The following is a 16,145-nucleotide window of genomic DNA, read 5'->3' as shown; positions in this document are numbered from 1 at the left end:
CATATCTCCCTTTTCATCACCCCACGTCCCCTACCTGATGGAGCGATCCATGCGAACCCAGAGCCGACGACGGCCAGCGCGAGCCCCGCTCGCCCTGGCCGTCGCAGGGACGCTGCTCGCCCCGCTGCTCTCCGGCTGCTGGGCCGGTGCGGGCGGAGCCGGATCGGGCGGTGACTCGATCAACGTCCTGATGGTCAACAACCCCCAGATGACGGAGCTTCAGAAACTCACCGCCGCCCACTTCACCCGGCAGACCGGCATCAAGGTCAACTTCACCGTGCTGCCCGAGAACGACGTCCGCGACAAGATCAGCCAGGACTTCGCCAACCAGGCGGGCCAGTACGACGTGGCCACCCTCTCCAACTACGAGATCCCCATCTACGCCCGCAACGGCTGGCTGCACGAGATGGACTCCTACGCCGGCGAGGACCCGGACTACGACGAGCAGGACGTCCTCGAACCGATGCGCGAGTCCCTCACCGGCGACGACGGCAAGCTCTACGGCCAGCCCTTCTACGGCGAGTCGTCCTTCCTGATGTACCGCAAGGACGTGTTCGCCGAGCAGGGGCTGACCATGCCCGCCCACCCCACCTGGACCCAGGTCGCCGACCTCGCGGCGAAGGTGGACGGCGCCGAATCCGGCATGAAGGGCATCTGCCTGCGCGGCCTGCCCGGCTGGGGCGAGGTCATGGCCCCGCTCACGACCGTGGTGAACACCTTCGGCGGCACCTGGTTCGACAAGGACTGGAAGGCCCGGCTGGACTCCCCCGAGTTCGAGGAGGCGACGGAGTTCTACGTCGATCTCGTCCGCGAGCACGGCGAGTCCGGCGCCGCCCAGTCCGGCTTCGCCGAGTGCCTGAACAACATGACCCAGGGCAAGGTCGCCATGTGGTACGACGCCACCTCCGCCGCCGGCTCCCTGGAAGCGGCGAAGTCCCCGGTCAAGGGCAAGGTGGGCTACGTCCCCGCACCCGTGGAGAAGACCGACTCCTCCGGCTGGCTCTACACCTGGGCCTGGGGCATCCAGAAGGCCTCCCGCAACACCGACAAGGCCTGGCAGTTCGTCTCCTGGGCGTCGAGCAAGGAGTACGAGGAACTCGTCGGCGAGGAGATCGGCTGGGCGAACGTCCCGGCGGGCAAACGCGCCTCGACCTACGAGAACGCCGCCTACGCCGCGGAGGCCGCCGCCTTCCAGGAGACGACCAGGGCGGCCATCGAGGCGGCCCGGCCGAACGACCCCGGCGTCCAGCCGCGGCCCGCGCCGGGCATCCAGTTCGTCGGCATCCCCGAGTTCACCGACCTCGGCACCAAGGTCTCCCAGGAGATCAGCGCGGCCATCGCCGGACGCCAGTCCGTCGCGTCGGCCCTGAAGAAGTCCCAGCAGCTCGCCGAGCGGATCTCCGAGGAGTACGAGGGACGATGACCGCCACCACGACGGCCCCCGCGGCCACCACCGCGCCACCCGCCGCACGGCAGCCCTCCGCCCGGCTGCGCGCCTGGGCCACCCGCGCCCCCCTGCTGCCCGCCCTGATCTTCATGATCGCCGTGACCCAGCTGCCGTTCGTGGCCACGCTGGTGATCTCCTTCTTCGACTGGAACGCCCTCTACCCCGACGCCCGCCGCTTCACCGGCCTCGACAACTACCACCAGGTCCTCACCGACGCCGACCTGCGCCACTCGGTGTGGACGACCCTGCTCCTCACGGTGGCGGTGGTCCTGGCCAGTCTCGTCCTCGGCCTGCTCCTCGCGCTCCTGCTGGACCGCAGGTTCCGGGGCCGGGGCGTGGTCCGCACCCTGCTGATCGCCCCGTTCCTCGTGGTCCCGGTGGCGGCGGCCCTGCTGTGGAAGCACGTGCTGTACAACCCCGAGTACGGCCTGCTCAACGGCCTGCTCCACTACGTCGGCGGCCCGCAGCCCGACTGGATCTCCTCGACTCCGCTGCTCGCGGTGGAGGCCTCGCTGGTGTGGCAGTGGACGCCGTTCATGATGCTCATCCTGCTGGCCGGCCTGCAGAGCCGGGACCAGCAGCAGATCGAGGCCGCCCGGGTGGACGGCGCGAGCGACTGGCAGATCTTCCGCCACCTGACGCTCCCGCACCTGCGCCGCTACCTGGAACTCGGCGCCCTCCTCGGCTCGATCTACATCGTCCAGAACTTCGACGCCGTCTTCACCCTGACCTCCGGCGGCCTGGGCACGGCGAACCTGCCCTACACCGTCTACCAGAGCTTCTACCAGGCCCACGAGAACGGCCTCGCCTCCGCCGCGGGCGTCCTGGTCGTCATCGGCTCGATCGTCATCGCGACCTTCGCCCTGCGGGTCGTCTCGTCCCTGTTCCGCGAGGAGGGGTCCCGTCCATGAGCGCAACCACCGCACGCGTCCGCCGCAAGGCCGCCGGCCTGGGCCTGGTCGCCTGGCTGGCGGGGATCGTGTTCTTCCTGCCCATCGCGTGGATGGCGCTGACGTCCCTGCACTCGGAGACGGACGCGGCGACCAACCCGCCCTCCTTCGCCGCGGCGCTGACGCTGGACGGCTACCGCGAGTTCTTCGGCGCGGACGGCGGGGCGAGCCCCTGGCCGGCGCTGATCAACTCGACGGTGGCGTCGGTCGCCTCGACGCTGCTGGTCCTGCTGCTGGCGCTGCCCGCCGCGTACGCGCTGTCGATCCGCCCGGTGCGCAAGTGGACGGACGTGCTGTTCTTCTTCCTGTCGACGAAGATGCTGCCGGCCGTGGCGGGCCTGCTGCCGGTCTACCTGTTCGCGAAGAACGCGGGCCTGCTCGACAACATCTGGCTGCTGGTCGTCCTCTACACCTCCATGAATCTGCCGATCGCGGTGTGGATGATGCAGTCCTTCCTCGCCGAGGTCCCGGTGGCGGTCATCGAGGCGGCCCGGGTGGACGGCGCGCGCCTGCCGACCGTCCTCGCGCGCGTGGTCGCCCCGATCGCCCTGCCGGGCATCGCCGCGACAGCGCTGATCTGCTTCATCTTCAGCTGGAACGAGCTGCTGTTCGCCCGGGTGCTGACCGGCGTGGTCGCCGGGACCGCCCCCGTCTTCCTGACCGGTTTCATCACCAGCCAGGGCCTGTTCCTGGCCAAGGTGTGCGCCGCGTCGCTCGTCGTCTCCCTGCCGGTGCTCGCCGCGGGGTTCGCCGCCCAGGACAAACTGGTCCAGGGCCTGTCGTTGGGAGCCGTGAAATGAAGGCCGCCGTCATCGAGTCCGTGGGCCGGGCCGTCGTCGCCGAGGTCCCGGACCCGACGCCCGGGCCGCGCGAGGTCGTCGTCGAGGTCGCCGCCTGCGGCCTGTGCGGCACGGACCTGCACATCCTCCAGGGCGAGTTCGCGCCGAAGCTGCCGATCGTGCCGGGGCACGAGTTCGCGGGCGAGGTCGTCGGGGTCGGCACGCAGGTCACGGAGGTGTCGGTGGGCGACCGCGTCGCCGTGGACCCGTCGCTGTACTGCCACGAGTGCCGCTACTGCCGCACCGGCCACAACAACCTCTGCGAGCGGTGGGCGGCGATCGGCGTGACGACGGCCGGAGGCGCCGCCCAGTACGCGGTGGCCCCGGTGGCGAACTGCGTGAAGCTGCCGGAGCACGTGCGCACCCAGGACGCGGCCCTGGTGGAGCCGCTGTCGTGCGCGGTGCGCGGCTACGACGTCCTGCGCTCGCGCCTCGGCGCCCACGTCCTGGTCTACGGCTCCGGGACGATGGGCCTGATGATGCTGGAGCTCGCCAAGCGGACCGGCGCGGCGAGCGTCGACGTGGTGGACGTGAACCCGGCGCGGCTGGAGACGGCGCGCCGGCTGGGCGTGTCGGGGTCGGCGGCGGACGCGGACGAGCTGGACCGGCCGCAGGGCTGGGACGTGGTGGTCGACGCGACGGGCAACGCGGCGGCGATCCAGGACGGCCTGGGCAGGGTGGCCAAGGCGGGGACGTTCCTGCAGTTCGGGGTGGCGGACTACGCGACGCGCGTCACCATCGACCCGTACCGCATCTACAACCAGGAGATCACCATCACCGGTTCGATGGCCGTCCTGCACAGCTTCGAACGCGCGGCGGAACTCTTCGCGGGCGGCGTGCTGGACCCGGACGTCTTCATCAGCGACCGCCTGCCGCTGGAGCGGTACCCGGCGGCGCTGGAGCAGTTCGCGGCGGGAGTGGGGCGCAAGATCGTCGTGGTGCCGTGAGAAACCCGGCCGGGGCTCCGGACCGCGGAGCCCCCGCCCGGCCCGCCGGACAGGGAGAGTCCGGTCCCTCCGAGCAGGGAGAGTCCGGTCCCTCCGAACGGGGAGAGTCCGGTCCCTCCGAACGGGGAAAGTAAGGGAACGGCAAAACGGCCTCGCTCGTTCATCCGGCATGACAGCTATGACCCCCGGCTCGAACATCCCGCTCCCCGCCGTCCGTGTGACGGTGGACGTCGCGGCCCCCGTGCGGCTCGACGTTTCGGGCCTGCTGCTCACCGCCGACGGCAAGGTGCGCTCCGACGACGACTTCATCTTCTACAACCAGCCGAGCGGGCCGGGCGTGGCGTACCGCTCGGGCGGCGGCGCCGCCCCCGACGCGATCACCGTCGACACCTCCGCCCTCCCCCCGGGCATCGAGAAGATCGTCGTCACCGCCAGCCCGGACGCCGCGGGCCAGACGTTCCAGGGCATCGAACCGACGGCCACGATCCGCAACGCGGACGACAACAGCGTCCTGGCCACGTTCACGCCCCCGCGGCTCGGCACCGAGACGGCGCTCGTCATCGTGGAGATCTACCGGCGCAACGGCGCCTGGAAGGCCCGCGCGGTCGGCCAGGGCTACGCCGACGGCCTGGCCGGCATCGCCACCGACTTCGGCGTCACGGTGGAGGAGCCCGCCCCGGCCTCGGCCCCGGTCCCCGCCCCGGCCCCGGTGCCGCCGGCCGCCCCGCCCATGCCCGCCGTGCCGCCGCCGGCGCCCGCGGTGTCCGCCCCGGCCGCGCCGCCCGCTCCCCCGGCCCCGCCCGCCCCCGGCGCCGGGAAGATCAACCTCGACAAGGGCCGCGTCAGCCTCCAGAAGAACCAGACGGTCTCCCTCGTGAAGGGCGGCCGCCCACTGCTCGCCCAGGTCAGGATGGGCCTCGGCTGGGAGCCCGCCTTCCGCGGCCGGGACATCGACCTGGACGCCTCGGTCATCGCCTACGGCCCCCAGCGCAACCACATCGACAGCTGCTACTTCGGCAAGCTGGCCATCGTCAACGGCGCGATCAAGCACTCCGGTGACAACCTCACCGGTGAGGGCGGCGGCGACGACGAGGTGATCACCGTCGACCTCGGCCGTCTGCCGCAGGAGGTCACGGGCCTGGTCTTCACCGTCAACTCGTTCACCGGCCAGAAGTTCACCGAGGTCGCCAAGGCCTACTGCCGCCTCGTGGACGCCACGACCGGTGAGGAGCTCGTCCGCTTCGACCTCACCGGCGCCGAGCCGCAGACGGGCGTGATGATGGCGAAGCTGATCCGCCAGTTCTCCGGCGAGTGGGAGATGACGGCCCTGGGCGACTTCGTGAAGGCCCGGACGGTCCGCAACATGGTGAAGCCGGCCGCCCAGGCTCTCTGAGACGACGGGCGGTGGGCGCTCGGTACCGCGCCCACCGCCCGGAGCCCGGTCAGCCGCGCTTCTGCCGCTTCCACGGCCCCGTGATCGCCAGCATGATGCCGGGCGTCTGGATGTTGGCGTACAGGGTCCGGCCGTCGGGCGAGAAGGTCACGCCGGTGAACTCGCTGTACTCCGGCTCCTCCTCGGTGCCGAGGTTCAGCTCGTTGCGGGCGATGGGGTAGGTGCGGCCGCTGTCGGTGGCGCCGAAGAGGTGCTGGACGCCCTCGCCGTCCTCGGCGATGACGAGGCCGCCGTAGGGGGAGACGGTGATGTTGTCGGGGCCGTCGAAGGCGCCGTCGGCCGACGGGTCGGGGTTGACGCCGAGGAGGACCTTCAGGGTGAGGGTGCGGCGCCGGGGGTCGTAGAACCAGACCTGGCCGTCGTGCGGGGTGCCGGGGCTCTCCGAGCGGGCGTAGGAGGAGACGACGTAGGCGCCGCCGTCGGCCCACCACATGCCCTCCAGCTTGCGGGCGCGGGTGATCTCCCCGTCGGCGAACTGCTTGCGCACGGCGACGGTCGTGGCGTCGCGGTCGGGGACGTCGACCCAGTCCACGCCGTACACCGTGCCGGTCTTCGTGGCCCGGGACAGGTCGTCGACGAACGTGCCGCCGGAGTCGAAGCACCGGGGGGCCTGGAGGACGCCGGCGTCGTCGGCGAGGGTGCGGAACCTGCCGCGGCCGTGCTCGAAGCCCTGCGGCGGGGTCCAGCGGAAGAGCAGGCCGTTGGGGCCGGAGGCGTCCTCGGTGAGGTAGGCGTGGCCGCGCTTGGGGTCGATGACGACGGCCTCGTGGTCGTAGCGGCCGAAGAACTTCAGCGGCTTGGGGTCCTGGTTGGCGCGGCGGTCGCGGGGGTCGACCTCGAAGACGTAGCCGTGGTCCTTGGTCATGCCGTTGGTGCCGGCCCGGTCGGAGTTCTCCTCGCAGGTCAGCCAGGTGCCCCAGGAGGTGCGGCCGCCCGCGCAGTTGGTGGAGGTGCCGGCGATGCCGACCCACTCGGCGACCTGTCCGTCGGGGCGCACCTCGACGACCGTGCAGCCGCCGGCCGCGGCCGGGTCGTAGACCAGGCCCTCGGTGAGCGGCACGGGGTGGGTCCAGCCGGCGCGCGGTCCCTTGAGCTCGTGGTTGTTGACGAGGAGGGTGGTGCCGCGCGGGCCGTCGAAGGTGGCCGTCCCGTCGTGGTTGGAGGGCGTGAACTCGCCCGACTCCAGTTTGGTCTTCCCGCTGTGGGTGATGACGCGGTAGGTGAAGCCGGCGGGCAGCGCGAGGATGCCGTCCGGGTCGGGGAGCAGCGGCCCGTAGCCGACCCCGCCGTGCCCGGCCGCCGACGTCCCGTCCCCGCTGTCCGCGTCCGCGTCCGCGTCCGTGTCCGTCGACGCGAGCGCGTTGGGCGCGCTGGCCAGGGCCCCGACGCTGCCCGCCAGCGCGACCCCCGCGCCGGTGGCCGCTGATGTCCTGGCGAAGTCCCTGCGGGTGAGCGACATGGTGTCTCCTGAGACGGTGGGAGTGCCGTGGAGGCCGGCGGTCCTCGGTCGGCGACACCGTCCCGCCCAGGTCTGAACGGGGGTTGAACGGCGGACGGCCACCGCGGGCCCGCTTGCGTGAACCCGCGCCACCGCCGGCTCCCTCACCGGCTCCCTCACCGGCTCCCTCACCGGGAGGGGGCGCTCATCCGCCCTGCTGCGACCGCGCCTTGAACGCGGCCTTGCGCGCCTCCTTGGCGATCCGCTTGTCCGGGTGCAGCCGGCCCATCGCCTCCAGGACGTCGGCGGTGGCCGGGTGGTCCACCCGCCAGGCCGCCGCGAAGAAGCCGCCGTGCTGCTGGGCGAGCCCCTCGACGAGGCCCTGGAGCTCCTCCGAGTTGCCCTCGGCGGCCAGTTGTGCGGCCACGGTGTCGATGGTGAGCCAGAAGACCATCGCCTCGGACGGGGGCGGTACGTCGGTGGCGCCCAGCTCGCTCAGCCAGACCCGGGCGAGGCCGCCCAGTTCGGGGTCGTCGAGCACCTCGCGCACCGCGGGCTCGGCCTGGCCGCCGACCAGGGAGAGCGCCTGCTGGCAGCGCAGCCGGCGCAGCGGCGCGCCCTCGTCCGAGCCGCGGGCGGCGGCCAGCAGCTCCCGCGCGGCGTCGACGGGTTCCCGCAGGTGCAGCCACTGCTCGGTCTCGGCGCGCGCGGCGCGCGGCCCGTAGGCGGCGCTGCCGTCGAGCAGGACGTCGGCCCCCTTGTCGGCGAGGTCACCGACGGCGGGCGCCTGGAAGCCTGCCTCCTGGAGCCGGGCCCGCAGGCCGTACAGGCCGAGCGGGGTGAGGCGGACCATGCCGTAGCGGGAGACGTCGGTCTCGTCGACCGGGGCGGCGGGCTCCTCGTCGGGGTCGCCCATCAGGGCCTCGTCGACGGGCTGGTAGGCGACCAGGCCGATCGGCTCCAGCAGCCGGAACTGGTCGTCGAGGCGCATCATCGCGTCGGAGACCTGTTCCAGCACGTCGTTGGTGGGTTCGGCCATGTCACCGGGGACGAGCATGGAGGCGGCGAGCGCGGGCAGCGGCACGGGGCCGTCACCGGGGCCGTCCTCCCCGACCGTGAGCAGGTAGAGGTTGCCGAGGACGCCGTCGAGGAAGGCGGCCTCGGCCTCGGGGTCCCAGTCGAGCCGGGAGAAGTCGACCTCGCCGCCCTCGTCCATGACCTCCATCAGCTCGTCGAGGTCGGGCACGGTCGCGTCGGCGAGCACCGTCTCCAGGGCGCCGAGCCAGACGGCGAGCACGTCGTGCGGGGAACCGCCGGTCAGCAGGGCCAGGTCCGCGCCGGCGGCGACGGTGCCGGCCTCCTCGTCGGTGACCTCGACGAGTCCGGCGTCCACGGCGATCCGCCAGGCCTCGCTCGCGTACGCGGCGGCCTCGTCGCCGGTCAGCCCGAGCACCTCGGCGGCGGCCGGCAACTGCTCGTCGACGAGCCCGCCCCCGGCGTCGACACGGGTGTCGGGGCCGGCCCAGCGGGCGAGCCGGACGGCCCGGGAGAGCAACGGGGTCGACAGCGCGTCGCGCGCCAGCTCCGCTTCGGGGTGCAGCCGCACGGGCGGCAGGGGGGAGCTGTCTGACATCGGCTGGTTCTCCTCGGACGGGTCGTGCCACTCGACCGCTCAGCCTAGACGGGTATCAACCCAAGCCGCCCGGTTCATCTCCCCGTCGCCATCCGTACGTGGCCGAAACCTTGACAACAGGCGTGGCCAGGCAGGAGATTGACGCGCGTAGAAGTTGGGGGGACAGGTGTTCACCGATCGTCTCCGCGCGTCGCCGCGCCCCACGCCTCACCCTCGTCCCGGCGCTCTCGTACGTCCCCGGAGGGAACCCGTTGCCTAGCAGGTCTTCCGCGCGGCTCGCCGCGCTCACCGTCGCCGCCGTGTGCTCCGCGGCGTCCACCGTCGTCGTCGCCGCGCCCGCGCAGGCCGACTCCGTGCGCATCCACGACATCCAGGGCACCACACGCGTCTCGCCGTACGCCGGCCAACAGGTCACGGACGTGACCGGAATCGTCACCGGCGTGCGCACCTACGGCTCCTCCAGAGGCTTCTGGATCCAGGACCCGGACCCGGACGCCGACCCGGCCACCAGTGAGGGCGTCTTCGTCTTCACCAGCTCCACCCCGAAGGTCGCCGTCGGTGACGCGGTCACCGTCACCGGCACGGTCTCGGAGTACGTGCCGGGCGGCACCTCGACCGGCAACCAGGCGCTGACGGAGATCGTCCGCCCGACCGTGACCGTCGTCTCCAGCGGCAACACGGTCCCCGCCGCGACCGTCGTGAGCGCGCGGTCGGTCCCGGCGGCGTACGCCCCGGCGGGCGACCCGGCCGCGAACAACTCCGTCAACGGCCTCACCCTGCGGCCCGAGACGTACGCCCTGGACCTCTACGAGTCCCTGGAGGGCATGAACATCCAGGTCGCCGACGTCCGCGTGGTCGGCGCCACCGACCCGTACACGGAGCTGTGGGTCACGGTGAAGCCGGGCGAGAACCGCACCCGCCGCGGCGGCGCGCTCTACGGCTCCTACGACTCCCAGAACACCGGCCGGCTCCAGATCCAGTCGCTCGGCGCGGTCGCCGACTTCCCGGTGGCGAACGTCGGCGACACGCTCACCGGCACCACCGCCGGCCCGCTGGACTACAACCAGTACGGCGGTTACACCCTCGTCGCCAACCGGATCGGCACACTGGACAGCGCCGGTCTGGAGCGCGAGACGACCCGCAGGCAGAAGAGCGGCGAGCTCGCGGTCGCGACGTACAACGTCGAGAACCTCGACCCGTCCGACGCCACGTTCGAGGAGCACGCCTCCGCGATCGTGAACAACCTGAAGTCGCCCGACATCGTGTCCCTGGAGGAGATCCAGGACAACAACGGCGCCACGGACGACGGCACGGTCGCCGCCGATCTGACGGTGGGCAGGCTGATCGAGGCGATCGTCGCGGCGGGCGGCCCGCGGTACGACTGGCGCTCGGTCGACCCGACGGACGGCACCGACGGCGGCGAGCCGGGCGGCAACATCCGTCAGGTGTTCCTGTTCGACCCGGAGCGGGTCTCCTTCACCGACCGCGCGGGCGGGGACGCCACGACCGCCGTCGGCGTCACCGAGGAGCGGGGCAAGGCCGCGCTGACGGTCTCCCCCGGCCGCATCGCCCCGGCGGACAGCGCCTGGGACTCCAGCCGCAAGCCGCTGGTCGGCGAGTTCGTCTTCCGCGGCCGGACGGTCTTCGTGATCGCCAACCACTTCAACTCCAAGGGCGGCGACCAGGGCCTGACCGCGCAGTACCAGCCGGTGGTGCGCAGCTCCGAGACCCAGCGCCACCAGCAGGCGGCGCTCGTCAACTCCTTCGTCAAGGACGTCCTCGCCGTCCAGAAGAACGCGGACGTCGTCGCCCTCGGCGACATCAACGACTACGAGTTCTCCGAAACGGCCCGGATCCTGGAGGACGGCGGCGCGCTGTGGTCGGCCGTCAAGTCCCTGCCGAGGAGCGAGCGGTACTCGTACGTCTACCAGGGCAACAGCCAGGTCCTCGACCAGATCCTGGTCAGCCCGGCGATCCGGCGCGGCGCCTTCGCGTACGACAGCGTGCACCTCAACGCCGAGTTCAACGACCAGATCAGCGACCACGACCCGCAGGTGCTGCGCTTCCGGCCGTGACCAGGGAGCGGTGAACGTGCGGGGCCGGTCCGGACGGGTGTCCGGACCGGCCCCGCCGCGGACGGCGGCCCGGCACCCGCCCCACGGGTGCCGGGCCCGGCTGTCGCCCCTCCGGCGCTCGACCGCGCCCCGGGGGCGGTCCGGTGACGGCCCGTCAGTGCCGGGTCCGGCGCCACGTCAGCACGCCGGCCGCGACGAGCGTCGCGCCCGCCACCACGAGCACGACCGCCCCCGGGTGCCGCGCCACGGACCGCACCGGCGGGCGCAGCCGCTCGGGGACGCGCTGCTCCACGGTCTGCCCGGCGTGCACGCTCCTGTCCTGGAGAGCGTGACCGGTTTCCTTCGCCCTGTCCTGGAGGGCATGGCCGGTCTCCCGTGCCCGGTCCTGGAGGGCGTGCCCGGACTCCCGCGCCCGGTCCTGGACGGTGTGTCCCGCGCCCTTCGCCCTGTCCTGGAGCGCGTGACCGGTTCCCTTCGCCCTGTCCTGGAGGGCGTGACCGGTTCCCTTCGCCTTCCCCTGGAGCGCGTGACCGGTTCCCTTCGCCCTGTCCTGGACGGCGTGGCCCGCCTGGGCCGCCGTGCTGCGGAGCTGGACCGTCATGGCGCCGGCACGGTCGCGCAGATCGGCCGCCCGGGCCCGGGCCCGGCCGCGGATGTCCGTCTTCGCCGCCAGTTCCTCCACGGTGTGCCCCAGCTGGCTCCTGGTCTGCGCTATCTGCCGGCGCAGCTCCGCGGCGCCGTCCGCGCCGGCCGCCGTGCCGTCGGCCCCTGCCCTGTCCGTCATCGGTGCGCCCTTTCCCTGATCTCCTCGACATCGGCCCTGACGCTGCCGAGAGCCTCCTCGGGGGTGGGGGGCGTGGCCCGGCGCAGCTGTCCGCGGCCGGTCACGGCCAGAACGGCGGCGATCACGAACAGCACCGCCGTGACGATGAGCGCCGCGGCCCACACGGGCAGCGCCAGCGAGAGGGCGGCGACGCCCGTGCCCGCGAGGGCGAGCAGACCGGCGTAGGCGAACGCGCCCGCCGCTCCCAGCAGGCCGCCGCCGCGGCCGGCGCGACGGCCCTTCTCGGTCAGTTCCTCCTTGGCGAGGGCGATCTCCTGCCGTACCAGCCGGGAGAGCTGCTCGCTGGCCTGGCCGACGAGTTCGCCGACCGTGCGGTGCCCGTCGTGGACGGGCCGGGTGTCCATGGTCCCGGTCACGGTGTTCCGCCTCCTCTCGGTTCGGAGACACCCGTGTACCCCGGCAGCCCGCCGCTACCCCTGCGACGCCCCGCAGCGCCGCGCCCCCGATCACCATGAAAGCGTAGCATTGCTTACGTATATCTGGTAATAAATTTAAGTAGAGCTACACCATCGGCGGCCTGAGACTACCCTCATGACGCACCCGCACCCGCACCCGCACCCCGCCCCGCCCCCTGCCACCGCCCCCACTCCCTCCCGCGCCGCGCCCTTCGGCCGCGCCCTCTGCGCGATGGTCACGCCCTTCACCCCGACGGGAGCCCTCGACCTCGACGGCGCCCAGCGGCTCGCCGACCACCTGCTGGCGGCCGGGTGCGACGGACTCGTCCTGTCCGGGACGACGGGTGAGTCCCCGACCACCACGGACGCCGAGAAGACGGAGCTGGTGCGGGCCGTACGCGCGGCCGTCGGCGACCGCGTCCCCCTGGTGGCGGGCGTGGGCACCGCCGACACCCGCCACACCGTCGGCCTCGCCCTCGCCGCCGAGAAGGCCGGCGCCGACGGGGTGCTGGTGGTCAGCCCCTACTACAGCAGGCCCCCGCAGGACGCCCTGGAGGCGCACTTCCGGGAGGTGGCGGACGGATGCGGGCTGCCCGTCATGCTGTACGACATCCCCGGGCGGACCGGCACCCGCATCGAGCCGGAGACGGTGATCCGGCTCTCCGAGCACCCCCGGATCGTCGCCGTCAAGGACTGCTCCTACGACCTCCTCGGCACCCAGAAGGTCCTGGCCCGCACCGGGCTGGCCTCCTACGCGGGCTGCGACGAACAGAACCTCGCCCTGTACGCCGTGGGCGCCGCCGGGTACATCAGCACCGTCGCCAACGTCGCGCCGGCCCGGCTCCGCGCCGTCCTCGACGCGTTCGACACCGGCGACACCGCGCGGGCCGCCCGGCTCCAGCAGCGGGCCCTCACGCTCATCGAGCCGATGATGGCCGCGGACCTGCCCGGAACGGTCACCGCCAAGGCCCTCCTGAACCTGCTCGGCCTGCCGGCCGGCCCGGTCCGGGCACCCCTGCGCGAGGCGGGCCCGGAGGCACTCGACACCCTGCGGGAGGCCTACGAACGGTTCACCGCCGAGTCCCTGCCATAAGTCCGGGCGCGGCCGCGCCGTTCGGACTTACGGTGGCCTCATGCGCCGGCCGTTGCTCTACCTCGACGTCGACGGACCGCTCAACCCGTACGCGGCCAAGCCGGAGCGCCGGCCGCAGGGCTACACGACGATCAGGGCCACCGTGCGGCCCGGCCGTCCCCTGCGGGTGTGGCTCCACCCCGGGCACGGGGCCGCCCTGCTGGCACTGCCCTACGAGCTGTGCTGGGCGACCACGTGGAGGGGCGAGGCCAACCGCTGGATCGCCCCGGTCGTCGGCCTGCCCGAGCTGCCGTACGTCGACTTCGGGCGCGGGCTGTTCGCCGAGCGGCCCGACGGAGTGCACTGGAAGACGGAGGCGCTCGTCGCCCACGCCGCGGGGCGCCCCTTCGCCTGGGTGGACGACGAGCAGTCGGCCGCCGACACGGCGTACGTCGCCCGCCACCACCCCGCGCCGGCCCTGCTGCACCACGTGGACCCCCGGATCGGGCTGCGCACGGAGGACTTCGAGGCGCTGGGCCGGTTCGCCGCGGGCCTGACCGCGCCCTGACCGCACGACGAAGCGCCCTCCCGGCGGGCGGGAAGGCGCTTCGGCCGGACGGGTCGGGTCAGTTGTGGCTGTGCAGGACCTCGTTCAGTCCGCCCCACACCGCGTTGTTCGGGCGGGCCTCGACCGTGCCGGTGACCGAGTTGCGGCGGAAGAGGATGTTGGAGGCGCCGGAGAGCTCACGGGCCTTGACGATCTCACCGTCGGGCATCGTCACCCGGGTGCCCGCGGTGACGTACAGACCGGCCTCGACCACGCACTCGTCACCGAGGGCGATGCCGACGCCCGCCTCGGCGCCGACGAGGCAGCGCTCGCCGATGGTGATCCGGACGTTGCCGCCGCCCGACAGGGTGCCCATGGTGGACGCGCCGCCGCCGATGTCCGAGCCGTCGCCGACCACGACACCGGCGGAGATACGGCCCTCCACCATCGACGTGCCGAGGGTGCCGGCGTTGAAGTTGACGAAGCCCTCGTGCATGACGGTCGTGCCCGCGGCGAGGTGCGCGCCGAGGCGGACGCGGTCGGCGTCGGCGATGCGGACGCCCTTGGGCGCCACGTAGTCCGTCATCCGCGGGAACTTGTCGACCGACGTCACCTGGAGGTGCAGGCCCTCGGCGCGCGCGTTCAGGCGGACCTTCTCGAGGTCCTCGACCGCGACCGGGCCGAGGGAGGTCCAGGCGACGTTGGCGAGCAGGCCGAAGATGCCGTCCAGGCTCTGACCGTGCGGCTCGACCAGGCGGTGGGAGAGCAGGTGCAGACGCAGGTAGGTGTCGTGCGTGTCGATCGGCTTGTCGTCGAGCGAGGCGATGACCGTGCGGACCGCGACCACCTCGACGCCCCGGCGGGCGTCCGGGCCGATCGCCTTGGCGGCGCCGTCACCGAGCAGCTCCACGGCCTTCTCGGCGGACAGGCGCTCGGTGCCGGACGGGCCGGGCTCGGTGACGAGCTCGGGCGCGGGGAACCAGGTGTCGAGAACCGTGCCGTCGGCGGCGATGGTGGCGAGGCCGGCGGCCGCGGCGCCGGTGGTGCGAGGAGCAGTCGTGTCGGTCATGAGGGAAACCTAACCGGCGGGAGGCCGTGGAGGCCAACCAGCCGGGCGGCGTCTCAGGTGGCGGGCGGGGGGCACCGGCGGCCCGGCCTCAGTGGGCTCCGCCGACGTTCAGCACCACCACTCCCGCGACGATCAGCAGGATTCCGGCGACCTTGGTGAGGGTGAGGGCCTCGCCGAAGAGCAGCAGCCCGAGGACGGCCATCGCCGCGGTCCCGACGCCGGACCAGATGGCGTACGCCGTGCCGATGCCGACCGTCTTCAGGGTCCGGGAGAGCAGGGAGAAGGAGACGACGTACCCGAGGGCCGTCACCAGGGAGGGCCACAGTCGGGTGAAACCGTGGCTGTACTTCATGGCGGTCGTCGCGGCCACCTCGGCGGCGATGGCTCCGGCGAGCGTCACGTATCCCATGCGCAGGAGCGTACTCAACACGGCACGCGCCCCTCCCGCCCGGCAGGGCGGACGGTGACGGGCCGTCACGAACGACCCCGGACAGGGTGGATGCGGTCCTGGACGGGGCGGTTGCGTCCCCGGAACCGGGCCGATGCGGCCCGGACAGTGCGGGAGACCCCGGACAGCCGGGAGCGGCGGCACCCGGGCCGGGTGCCGCCGCTCCCGCGCGACCTCGGTCGGGCGGCCTCAGACGTTGAAGCCGAGCGCCCGGAGCTGCTCGCGCCCGTCGTCCGTGATCTTGTCGGGGCCCCACGGCGGCATCCAGACCCAGTTGATCCGCAGTTCGCTGACCAGACCGTCCGTGGCGGACTTGGCCTGGTCCTCGATGACGTCCGTCAGCGGGCACGCCGCGGAGGTCAGGGTCATGTCGACGGTCGCCACATTGGAGTCGTCGACGTGGATGCCGTAGATCAGGCCGAGGTTGACGACGTCGATGCCCAGTTCGGGGTCGACGACGTCCATCAGGGCCTCGCGGAGTTCCTCCTCCGAGGCCGGCTTCATCTCCACGGTCTCGCTCATGCCGTCTTCCTTTCGGCGTCGGCGCCCAGCGCCTGGGCCGTCGCGTCCTTCCACGCCATCCAGCTCAGGAGGGCGCACTTCACCCGGGCGGGGTACTTGGAGACACCAGCGAACGCGACGGCGTCCTCCAGCACCTCCTCCATCGCGTCGTCCGGCTCGATCCTGCCCTTGGACTGCATCAGCTCCAGGAACGTCTCCTGGATGCGCTGCGCCTCGGACAGGTCCTTGCCGACGAGCAGGTCGTTCAGTACGGAGGCCGAGGCCTGGCTGATGGAACAGCCCTGGCCCTCGTACGAGACGTCCTCGACCGTGGTGCCGTCGTACTTGACACGGAGGGTGATCTCGTCGCCGCACGTCGGATTGACGTGGTGCACCTCGGCGTCGCCATCCCGCAAGCCCCGCCCGTGCGGGTGCTTGTAGTGGTCCAGGATGACTTCCTGGTACATGGAGTCCAGCTTCATGCGAT

The 16,145-nt window shown here is 72.5% G+C and carries 16 protein-coding genes; 8 read left to right on the top strand and 8 right to left on the bottom strand.

The features are described from left to right. The first annotated feature begins 49 nt into the window (after window positions 1–49). The 5 genes from ACIP67_RS36555 to ACIP67_RS36535 all read left to right on the top strand — a co-directional run bounded on the left by ACIP67_RS36555 (window position 50) and on the right by ACIP67_RS36535 (window position 5,576). Window positions 50–1,423: an ABC transporter substrate-binding protein gene (locus ACIP67_RS36555; RefSeq protein WP_401697704.1), complete on the top strand. Its 1,374-nt coding sequence runs from the start codon at window positions 50–52 to the stop codon at window positions 1,421–1,423. Next, entirely contained in the window at window positions 1,420–2,358 is a 939-nt protein-coding gene (locus tag ACIP67_RS36550) for a carbohydrate ABC transporter permease (protein ID WP_401697702.1), read from the top strand. The genes ACIP67_RS36555 and ACIP67_RS36550 overlap by 4 nt, the downstream gene beginning before the upstream one ends. Further along, window positions 2,355–3,197: a carbohydrate ABC transporter permease gene (locus tag ACIP67_RS36545; RefSeq protein ID WP_401697700.1), complete on the top strand. Its 843-nt coding sequence runs from the start codon at window positions 2,355–2,357 to the stop codon at window positions 3,195–3,197. The genes ACIP67_RS36550 and ACIP67_RS36545 overlap by 4 nt, the downstream gene beginning before the upstream one ends. Next, entirely contained in the window at window positions 3,194–4,183 is a 990-nt protein-coding gene (locus ACIP67_RS36540) for a zinc-dependent alcohol dehydrogenase family protein (RefSeq protein WP_401697698.1), read from the top strand. Before ACIP67_RS36545 ends, ACIP67_RS36540 begins: the two co-directional genes overlap by 4 nt. A gap of 178 nt (window positions 4,184–4,361) precedes the next feature. Next, complete coding sequence (locus ACIP67_RS36535) at window positions 4,362–5,576, top strand: TerD family protein (protein WP_401697865.1); 1,215 nt, start codon at window positions 4,362–4,364, stop codon at window positions 5,574–5,576. Window positions 5,577–5,625: 49 nt separating this feature from the next. On the opposite strand, the gene ACIP67_RS36530 is transcribed toward ACIP67_RS36535, so the two are convergent. Next, complete coding sequence (locus ACIP67_RS36530) at window positions 5,626–7,095, bottom strand: alkaline phosphatase PhoX (RefSeq protein WP_401697697.1); 1,470 nt, start codon at window positions 7,093–7,095, stop codon at window positions 5,626–5,628. A 184-nt stretch (window positions 7,096–7,279) separates the two neighbouring features. Beyond that, on the bottom strand, window positions 7,280–8,707 hold the full coding sequence (locus ACIP67_RS36525; protein ID WP_401697696.1) for a hypothetical protein: 1,428 nt from the start codon (window positions 8,705–8,707) through the stop codon (window positions 7,280–7,282). A 251-nt stretch (window positions 8,708–8,958) separates the two neighbouring features. Here ACIP67_RS36525 and ACIP67_RS36520 point away from each other — a divergent pair, with 251 nt between their 5' ends. Then, window positions 8,959–10,782 carry an endonuclease/exonuclease/phosphatase family protein gene (locus ACIP67_RS36520; RefSeq protein WP_401697694.1) on the top strand — a complete coding sequence of 608 codons (1,824 nt, stop codon included), beginning with the start codon at window positions 8,959–8,961 and terminating at the stop codon, window positions 10,780–10,782. A 154-nt stretch (window positions 10,783–10,936) separates the two neighbouring features. Here the strand turns inward: ACIP67_RS36520 and ACIP67_RS36515 are convergent, their stop codons facing one another. Further along, the gene (locus ACIP67_RS36515) at window positions 10,937–11,566 is read right to left on the bottom strand and encodes a DUF3618 domain-containing protein (RefSeq protein WP_401697693.1); all 630 of its coding nucleotides are present in this window, start codon (window positions 11,564–11,566) and stop codon (window positions 10,937–10,939) included. Then, window positions 11,563–11,982 carry a phage holin family protein gene (locus ACIP67_RS36510; RefSeq protein ID WP_401697691.1) on the bottom strand — a complete coding sequence of 140 codons (420 nt, stop codon included), beginning with the start codon at window positions 11,980–11,982 and terminating at the stop codon, window positions 11,563–11,565. Before ACIP67_RS36510 ends, ACIP67_RS36515 begins: the two co-directional genes overlap by 4 nt. A 175-nt stretch (window positions 11,983–12,157) precedes the next feature. Between ACIP67_RS36510 and dapA the strand changes: the two genes are divergently transcribed. Continuing rightward, window positions 12,158–13,114: a 4-hydroxy-tetrahydrodipicolinate synthase gene (dapA, locus tag ACIP67_RS36505; protein ID WP_401697689.1), complete on the top strand. Its 957-nt coding sequence runs from the start codon at window positions 12,158–12,160 to the stop codon at window positions 13,112–13,114. A gap of 40 nt (window positions 13,115–13,154) precedes the next feature. Next, window positions 13,155–13,661 carry a hypothetical protein gene (locus ACIP67_RS36500; protein WP_401697688.1) on the top strand — a complete coding sequence of 169 codons (507 nt, stop codon included), beginning with the start codon at window positions 13,155–13,157 and terminating at the stop codon, window positions 13,659–13,661. A gap of 58 nt (window positions 13,662–13,719) precedes the next feature. On the opposite strand, the gene dapD is transcribed toward ACIP67_RS36500, so the two are convergent. The 4 genes from dapD to sufU all read right to left on the bottom strand — a co-directional run bounded on the left by dapD (window position 13,720) and on the right by sufU (window position 16,140). Continuing rightward, window positions 13,720–14,709, bottom strand: coding sequence for a 2,3,4,5-tetrahydropyridine-2,6-dicarboxylate N-succinyltransferase (gene dapD, locus ACIP67_RS36495; RefSeq protein ID WP_401697686.1), 990 nt, complete (start codon window positions 14,707–14,709; stop codon window positions 13,720–13,722). An 88-nt stretch (window positions 14,710–14,797) separates the two neighbouring features. Next, window positions 14,798–15,118, bottom strand: a complete 321-nt coding sequence (locus ACIP67_RS36490) for a DMT family transporter (protein ID WP_401697685.1) — start codon at window positions 15,116–15,118, stop codon at window positions 14,798–14,800. A 228-nt stretch (window positions 15,119–15,346) separates the two neighbouring features. Continuing rightward, window positions 15,347–15,679 carry a metal-sulfur cluster assembly factor gene (locus tag ACIP67_RS36485; RefSeq protein WP_004989638.1) on the bottom strand — a complete coding sequence of 111 codons (333 nt, stop codon included), beginning with the start codon at window positions 15,677–15,679 and terminating at the stop codon, window positions 15,347–15,349. Continuing rightward, window positions 15,676–16,140 (bottom strand): Fe-S cluster assembly sulfur transfer protein SufU, encoded by a 465-nt coding sequence (sufU, locus tag ACIP67_RS36480; protein ID WP_389524451.1) that lies wholly within the window; start codon window positions 16,138–16,140, stop codon window positions 15,676–15,678. The genes ACIP67_RS36485 and sufU overlap by 4 nt, the downstream gene beginning before the upstream one ends. Between the last annotated feature and the right edge of the window lie 5 nt (window positions 16,141–16,145).

Source organism: Streptomyces sp. NPDC088812, from assembly GCF_044750285.1.
Taxonomy (GTDB): domain Bacteria; phylum Actinomycetota; class Actinomycetes; order Streptomycetales; family Streptomycetaceae; genus Streptomyces.
The sequence above is the reverse complement of the archived record's forward strand: the minus strand, read 5'-3'. Positions and strand labels throughout refer to the sequence as shown.

What these genes read in the sequence shown, in the direction of transcription:
- ACIP67_RS36555 (WP_401697704.1), top strand. Translation starts at nt 50, where the DNA reads ATGCGAACCCAGAGCCGACGACGGCCAGCGCGAGCCCCGCTCGCCCTG.
- ACIP67_RS36550 (WP_401697702.1), top strand. Translation starts at nt 1,420, where the DNA reads ATGACCGCCACCACGACGGCCCCCGCGGCCACCACCGCGCCACCCGCC.
- ACIP67_RS36545 (WP_401697700.1), top strand. Translation starts at nt 2,355, where the DNA reads ATGAGCGCAACCACCGCACGCGTCCGCCGCAAGGCCGCCGGCCTGGGC.
- ACIP67_RS36540 (WP_401697698.1), top strand. Translation starts at nt 3,194, where the DNA reads ATGAAGGCCGCCGTCATCGAGTCCGTGGGCCGGGCCGTCGTCGCCGAG.
- ACIP67_RS36535 (WP_401697865.1), top strand. Translation starts at nt 4,362, where the DNA reads ATGACCCCCGGCTCGAACATCCCGCTCCCCGCCGTCCGTGTGACGGTG.
- ACIP67_RS36530 (WP_401697697.1), bottom strand. Translation starts at nt 7,095, where the DNA reads ATGTCGCTCACCCGCAGGGACTTCGCCAGGACATCAGCGGCCACCGGC.
- ACIP67_RS36525 (WP_401697696.1), bottom strand. Translation starts at nt 8,707, where the DNA reads ATGTCAGACAGCTCCCCCCTGCCGCCCGTGCGGCTGCACCCCGAAGCG.
- ACIP67_RS36515 (WP_401697693.1), bottom strand. Translation starts at nt 11,566, where the DNA reads ATGACGGACAGGGCAGGGGCCGACGGCACGGCGGCCGGCGCGGACGGC.
- dapA (WP_401697689.1), top strand. Translation starts at nt 12,158, where the DNA reads ATGACGCACCCGCACCCGCACCCGCACCCCGCCCCGCCCCCTGCCACC.
- ACIP67_RS36500 (WP_401697688.1), top strand. Translation starts at nt 13,155, where the DNA reads ATGCGCCGGCCGTTGCTCTACCTCGACGTCGACGGACCGCTCAACCCG.
- dapD (WP_401697686.1), bottom strand. Translation starts at nt 14,709, where the DNA reads ATGACCGACACGACTGCTCCTCGCACCACCGGCGCCGCGGCCGCCGGC.
- ACIP67_RS36490 (WP_401697685.1), bottom strand. Translation starts at nt 15,118, where the DNA reads ATGGGATACGTGACGCTCGCCGGAGCCATCGCCGCCGAGGTGGCCGCG.
- ACIP67_RS36485 (WP_004989638.1), bottom strand. Translation starts at nt 15,679, where the DNA reads ATGAGCGAGACCGTGGAGATGAAGCCGGCCTCGGAGGAGGAACTCCGC.
- sufU (WP_389524451.1), bottom strand. Translation starts at nt 16,140, where the DNA reads ATGAAGCTGGACTCCATGTACCAGGAAGTCATCCTGGACCACTACAAG.